We start from the raw sequence: 6,679 nt of genomic DNA, 5'->3' as shown, positions 1-6,679 counted from the left end.
TTTCGCTGCGCCGAGAACAGGGGATGCCGCGGGAACAGGGGAATCCGCGACGAAACGGCCTGTCCCCGTGGCATCCCCTGCTGTCATGACAGGGTCGACCGGTCAGAACCAGTCGCTCTCGCGGATCTGGCGCATGGCTTCACGCCGTGTCTCGGCGGGAAGACGCGAGAGGTACAGCATGCCGTCGAGGTGGTCGGTCTCGTGCTGGAGCGCTTGCGCCAGCAAGCCCTCGCCCTCGAGCACGACCTCGCTGCCGTCGAGATCGATTCCGACGACCTTTGCCCACGGGTAGCGCGTCGCCTCGTGCCAGAGCCCCGGGACGGAGAGGCATCCCTCCCCCACGAGCTGCGGCTCGCCGCGGGTCTCGACCAGCACGGGGTTCAGCACGTAACCGATGTCGCCGTCGATGTTGTAGCTGAACGCGCGCAGCCCCACACCGATCTGTGGGGCGGCGACCCCGGCGCGCCCAGGGGGCTCGACGGTGTCGAGGAGGTCGCGGACGAGCGCATGGATGCCGTCGTCGATCGTCTCGATCGTCGCGCTCGGCGCGCGCAGGACCGGATCGCCGAACAGGCGGATGGGCCGAACGGTCATGCTGCCGCCACCGGGGCGCGCAGGCCCTCCACGACGGCCGCGGCCAGTTCGCGGGCGGCCAGACGGGTCTCGGGCTGAAGATCGCGGAACGAGATCGCACTGCCGGCCGCGATCCGCGGGTCGTACGGCATCCGGATGACCGTCTGCACGCGCGTGCGGAAGTGCGCTTCGAGCTCGCTCTCGCGCACGAGCGGCGTGCCGGGTCGAGCGGAGTTCAGGACCACGACGGCCGAGCGCACGCGATCCGCGTAGCCGTTGGTCTCGAGCCAGGTCAGGGTCTCGGAGGCCAGCCGCGCCTCGTCGACCGACAGTCCGGCCACGACGACGAGGGAGTCCGCGCGCTCGAGCGTCGCCTCCATCACCGAGTGGACGATGCCCGTGCCGGTGTCGGTCAGCACGATCGAGTAGTAGTGCGCGGCGACGTCGGCGACCTGACGGTAGTCGTCGTCGCTGAAAGCCTCGGACACCCGAGGATCGGAATCGGATGCCAGGACGTCGAGGCGCGTGGCATCCCGAGCCACGATCGACGACACGTCGTGGTAGCCGTCGACCTCGTCGTGCGCGCGCACGAGATCTCGCACCGTGCGGCCGTTCGGTCGGCCCACGCGGTCCGCGAGCGTCCCGCGGTCGGGGTTGGCGTCGACGGCGATGACACGGTCGTCTCTCGCGTCGGCGAGCGCCATTCCCAGGAGCGAGGTGACCGTGGTCTTGCCCACGCCGCCCTTGCGGGAGAGGACCGGAACGAAGCGGGCGCCTCCCGCAAGCGGTGCGGCGATGCGACGGTCGAGCTCTTTGCGCTCGCGGGCGCGGCGGCCGTCACCGAGGTTGATGCGGTGACCGGACATCGAATACACGAGTTGCTGCCACAACCCCTCGGGCTCGGGCCGGGCGACCTGACGCGGGTCGAGGAGACGGTCGGCGGTGAGCAGATCGGGGCTCTCGCGCGCATCGTCGATCGAGCTCAGCCGCTTCGACGCGAGCGTCAGGTCGGAACCCGGGGTCCGGACGCGCTCGGTCGCGTGCGCGCGGTCGACGCGGGCCGCCTCATCTGCCTGGTGGATCTCACGCCGGGTGAGGGGCACGGTGCCGATCGTTCCCGTCGCCGCGCGCTCCGCACGGGTGCGGGGGACGGAGCCGGTCGTGATCGGGACCGCGCTGGTCGTGGGGGTCGCACCGGTGGCCGGAGCCGCGGCGGGCGCGGTCTCCGCGCTCGGGACGGCACCGGAAGCCTGCTCGGCGTCGAGATCATCGCGCTCCGGGGAGTCGGCCGCGACCGCTCGCGCCGCGTCGGCCTCCGGAACCGCGTTCGCCTCGGTTGGGCTCGCGTCGGACTCGCTCATGTCGACCTCGTTCCGTTCGGGCTCATCCGTGGCGGGTTCGTCAGTCTCGGACTCGGCGGTCTCGAGCTCGGGGTTCTCGAAATCGGGGTTCTCGAGCTCGGGGTTCTCGAGCTCATCCGCCGCTGGCTCGACGTCGACGACCTCCGCGTCGTCGTGCTCACGTTCACCCCGCTCCGGCTCAGCCGGATCGAGGTCCGAGTGCTCGTGTTCGAGGTGCTCGTGTTCGAGGTGCTCCGGTTCGAGGTGCTCGGGTTCGAGGTCGTCCTCGTCCCCGGCGTTGAAGCCGTCGGCGTGGGCGGCCTCGATGGACTCCGCCTCCGCGAACTCCACCCCTGCCGGCTCGGTCTCCGCGCGATCGGTCTCCGTGCTGTCGGAGTTCTCCGCCCCTGGTGCCTCCGACTCGGCCGGCTCCTGCTCGGCGGGCTCCCGCGCGACGAACTCCTCGTCGGAAGCGTCCTCGGCGGCGAGATCATCAGCGAGATCCTCGGCGAGCTCTTCGACGGTGGCATCCTCGACGGCGAGGTCATCGACGGAGAGGTCGTCCGAGGCGAGATCGTCGGAGGCGAGGTCGTCGGAGGCGTCCTCCGGGGTGATCTCCCCCTCGGGCTGAGATCCCACGTCCTCCGGCTCGAACACGTCGGTCGACAGCACGAGCTGCTGCGGGTCGGGCGTCGGGTCGAACGCGTCGGTCGACAGGATCACCTGCGGTTCGACGCGCTCGTCATCGAACGCCGGGACGAACACCTCGTCGCGCGGGGCGGCCGCGACAGGCTCGTCGGGCTCCTCCGTCGGCGACTCACCGACGATCTCGGCGTCGTGCACCTCGAGGTCGTCGTCGTTCTCGGCATCCGCGTCGTCATGGGGTTCGAGGATGATGTCGCCGGTCGCGAGATGCTCCACGTGCGCGTCGTCGTGCTCCGACGGCCGCGGGTCGACCTGCGGCTCGGGAACGTGGGTGAGAGCGGGCGCCTCGGCTCCGCTGTCGAGGGTGAACGGGGAGCCGATGTTCTCGAACATGCGGATCTCGGCTTCGTCGACCGGCACCTCGTCTTCGACCACGTCGTCGTCGATGTCGTCTTCGTCGGAGGTCACGGGCAGGTCGACACTGACCTGCGCGATGTGTCCGCCGAGGATGGTGATGCTGGCTGTGTCGAGATTCCCGCTCTCGTCGAGGACGCCGTGCTCGGCGTTCTCGTCGGGGTTCGCGTCGGTGCGGTCGGGGGTCACTGCAGTCTCCAAACGGGAAGAGGGCGCGAAAGCGCCCCCTCCCAGGTTACTGCGCGGGGCGGATTACCAGCAAAAGGTCTCCCGCTTCCACCTGCTGTGTGCTAGCGATCGCAACCCGCTCGACGACCCCGTCGACGGGCGAGGTGATCGCGGCCTCCATCTTCATCGCCTCGATGGATGCCACGGCCTGACCGGCCGCGACCCGGTCGCCCGGAGCCGCCTTCAGCGTCACCACGCCCGAGAACGGGGCGGCGACCTGACCGGGCTTGGAGGTGTCGGCCTTCTCGGCCTGGCGGGCCTCGACGTCGATCGATCGGTCGCGGACGAACACGGGGCGGAGCTGTCCGTTCAGGGTGGTCATGACGGTGCGCATGCCCTTGTCGTCGGCCTCACCCACCGCCTCGAGCCCCACGAACAGCTGGACGCCGCGTTCGATCTCGACCGTGTGCTCGCCGCCCGCGCGCAGCCCGTAGAGGTAGTCGGCGGTGTCGAGCACGCTGAGGTCGCCGTAGGCGTCGCGGGTTTCCTCGAACGTCCGGGTGGGCCCCGGGAACAGGAGCCGGTTCAGTCGTGCACGCCGGTCCGCGGACTCCCCCGCCAGGGCCGTCGCGTCGTCGTCGGTGAGCGGGGTCACCCCGATCTTCGCGTCTCGCCCGGCGAGTACCTTCGACCGGAACGGCTCGGGCCAGCCGCCCGGAAGGTCGCCCAACTCGCCCGCCATGAAGGACACGACCGAGTCGGGCACGTCGTACTTCTGCGGGTTCTGCTCGAAGTCCGCCGGGTCGGCCTTGACCGCCGCGAGATGCAGAGCGAGGTCGCCCACCACCTTCGACGACGGAGTGACCTTGGGCACCCTCCCGAGGATGCGGTCGGCGGCCGCGTACATGTCCTCGATGAGTTCGAAGTCGTCGGCCAAGCCGAGGGCGATCGCCTGCTGCCGCAGGTTCGACAACTGCCCGCCCGGGATCTCGTGCCGGTACACGCGACCGGTGGGACCCGCGAGGCCCGACTCGAACGGACGGTACAGGTGGCGGACGGCCTCCCAGTACGGCTCGAGGTCGCTGACCGCGGACAGGTCGAGCCCGGTGTCCCGCTCGGTGTGGGCGAGGGCTGCGACAAGGGCGGACAGCGACGGTTGGCTCGTGGTGCCCGCCATGGGTGCGGCGGCCGCGTCGACGGCATCCGCCCCCGCCGCCGAGGCGGCCAGCAGGGTCGCGAGCTGTCCTCCCGCGGTGTCGTGCGTGTGCACGTGTACCGGCAGGTCGAAGCGCTCGCGCAGCGCCGACACGAGCTTCGCCGCCGCGGCCGGGCGGAGCAGACCCGCCATGTCTTTGATCGCGAGGATGTGCGCTCCCGCGTCGACGATCTGCTCGGCCAGGGCCAGGTAGTAGTCGAGCGTGTACAGCTTCTCGGCCGGATCGAGCAGGTCGCCGGTGTAGCAGACGGCCACCTCGGCGACCGCGGTGCCGGTGTTCAGCACCGCGTCGATCGCGGGACGCATCTGCGAGACGTCGTTGAGGGCGTCGAAGATGCGAAAGATGTCGACTCCGGATGCCGCCGCCTCGGCAACGAAGGCATCCGTCACCTCCGTCGGGTACGGGGTGTAGCCGACCGTGTTGCGGCCGCGGAGGAGCATCTGGAGCGCGACGTTCGGCAGGGCTTCGCGCAGCGCGTCGAGCCGCTCCCACGGGTCTTCGCCGAGGAAGCGCAGAGCGACGTCGTAGGTCGCCCCTCCCCACGCCTCGACCGAGAGCAGACCGGGTGTCATGCGGGCGACGTACGGCGCCACGCGCACGAGATCGCGGGTACGGACGCGGGTCGCGAGCAGCGACTGGTGGGCGTCGCGGAAGGTGGTCTCGGTGACCGCGAGGGCGGTCTGCTCGCGCAGGGCCTTCGCGAAGCCCGCAGGACCGAGCTCCTGCAGGCGCTGGCGCGATCCCGCGGGGGCCGGAGCCACGAGGTCGATCGCGGGGAGCTTGGCACCCGGGTCGACGGAGAGCGGGTTCTCACCGTTCGGACGGTTGACGGTCGTGTCGACGAGCCACGACAGGATCTTGGTGCCGCGGTCCTTCGACTCGCGCCCGCGCAGCAGCTCGGGACGCTCGTCGATGAACGAGGTGCTGAGGTCGCCGGCGACGAAGGCCGGATCGTCGAGGACGGCCTGCAGGAACGGGATGTTCGTCGAGACGCCGCGGATCCGGAACTCCGCCAGCGCGCGGCGGGCTCGGGCGACCGCCGCGGGGAAGTCGCGCCCACGGCACGACAGCTTCGACAGCATCGAATCGAAGTGCGGGCTGACCTGCGAGCCCGCGGCCGTCGTGCCGCCGTCGAGGCGGATGCCGGCACCACCGGGCGAGCGGTACGTGGTGATCTTGCCCGTGTCGGGGCGGAAGCCCTGCGTCGGGTCCTCCGTCGTGATGCGGCATTGGAGGGCAGCGCCACGCAGGTGGATGTCGCCCTGCTCGAGGTGCAGGTCGGCGAGCGTCGCCCCCGCGGCGATGCGCATCTGCGACTGCACGAGGTCGACGTCGGTAACCTCCTCGGTCACCGTGTGCTCGACCTGGATGCGGGGGTTCATCTCGATGAAGACCACCTCTCCCGCTCGGGGTCCCGCGGTCTCGAGGAGGAACTCGACCGTTCCCGCGTTCTGGTAGCCGATCGACCGCGCGAAGGCGACCGCGTAGCGGTGCAGATCCTGACGGATCGCGTCGTCGAGGTTCGGAGCCGGCGCGATCTCGATGACCTTCTGGTGGCGCCGCTGCACCGAGCAGTCGCGCTCGAAGAGGTGGACCGTCTCGCCCGTGGCATCCGCGAGGATCTGCACCTCGACGTGACGCGGGCGCTGCACGGCCTGCTCGAGGAACATGCGCGGGTCGCCGAACGCGCTCTGGGCCTCACGCATCGCCTCGGCGAGGGCCGGGGCGAGTTCGCCGAGCGTCTCGACGCGACGCATGCCGCGTCCTCCCCCGCCGGCGACGGCCTTGGCGAAGAGCGGGAACCCGATCTCTTCCGCCTGCGCCAGCAGCGCGTCGATGTCGTCGGAGGCCGGCGTCGAGCGGAGCACCGGGACGCCCGCGGCGATCGCGTGCTCCTTCGCGGTGACCTTGTTGCCCGCCATGGAGAGCACCTTCGCCGGTGGGCCGATGAACGTGATGCCGTGCGCGGCCGCCTTCTCGGCGAGCTCCGGGTTCTCGGACAGGAAGCCGTAGCCGGGGTAGATGGCATCCGCTCCGCACTCCCGAGCGACCCGGATGATCTCGTCGACGTCGAGGTACGCGCGGACGGGGTGACCGCGCTCACCGATCTGGTAGGCCTCGTCGGCCTTCAGGCGGTGCAGCGAGGCGCGATCCTCGTACGGATAGACCGCGACCGTGCGCGCACCGACCTCGTAGGCGGCGCGGAACGCGCGGATCGCGATCTCCCCGCGATTGGCGACCAGGATCTTCGAGAACATGCGCACCTCACGTCAAGCTGGGGGAGCTGAATGTGCTCACAGCCTAGGGGACGGTAACGTAGAC

General features: G+C 70.5%; 3 protein-coding genes. All 3 read right to left on the bottom strand.

The genetic code is table 11. The features are described 5' to 3' along the window. Positions 1–102: 102 nt before the first annotated feature. Genes P2P98_RS06205 through P2P98_RS06195 form a run of 3 tightly spaced genes read right to left on the bottom strand, consistent with a single transcriptional unit; the run spans position 103 to position 6,615 of the window. Positions 103–594 (bottom strand): peptide deformylase, encoded by a 492-nt coding sequence (locus P2P98_RS06205; RefSeq protein ID WP_275798201.1) that lies wholly within the window; start codon positions 592–594, stop codon positions 103–105. Beyond that, entirely contained in the window at positions 591–3,161 is a 2,571-nt protein-coding gene (locus P2P98_RS19225; protein WP_345799707.1) for a MinD/ParA family protein, read from the bottom strand. Before P2P98_RS19225 ends, P2P98_RS06205 begins: the two co-directional genes overlap by 4 nt. Before the next feature lie 46 nt (positions 3,162–3,207). Continuing rightward, complete coding sequence (locus tag P2P98_RS06195) at positions 3,208–6,615, bottom strand: pyruvate carboxylase (RefSeq protein ID WP_275798200.1); 3,408 nt, start codon at positions 6,613–6,615, stop codon at positions 3,208–3,210. Between the last annotated feature and the right edge of the window lie 64 nt (positions 6,616–6,679).

This window comes from Microbacterium sp. Kw_RZR3, assembly GCF_029222405.1.
Taxonomy (GTDB): Bacteria; Actinomycetota; Actinomycetes; order Actinomycetales; family Microbacteriaceae; genus Microbacterium.
The sequence above is the reverse complement of the archived record's forward strand: the minus strand, read 5'-3'. Positions and strand labels throughout refer to the sequence as shown.

Coding starts and splice junctions, on each gene's coding strand:
- P2P98_RS06205 (WP_275798201.1), bottom strand. CDS start 594: ATGACCGTTCGGCCCATCCGCCTGTTCGGCGATCCGGTCCTGCGCGCG.
- P2P98_RS06195 (WP_275798200.1), bottom strand. CDS start 6,615: ATGTTCTCGAAGATCCTGGTCGCCAATCGCGGGGAGATCGCGATCCGC.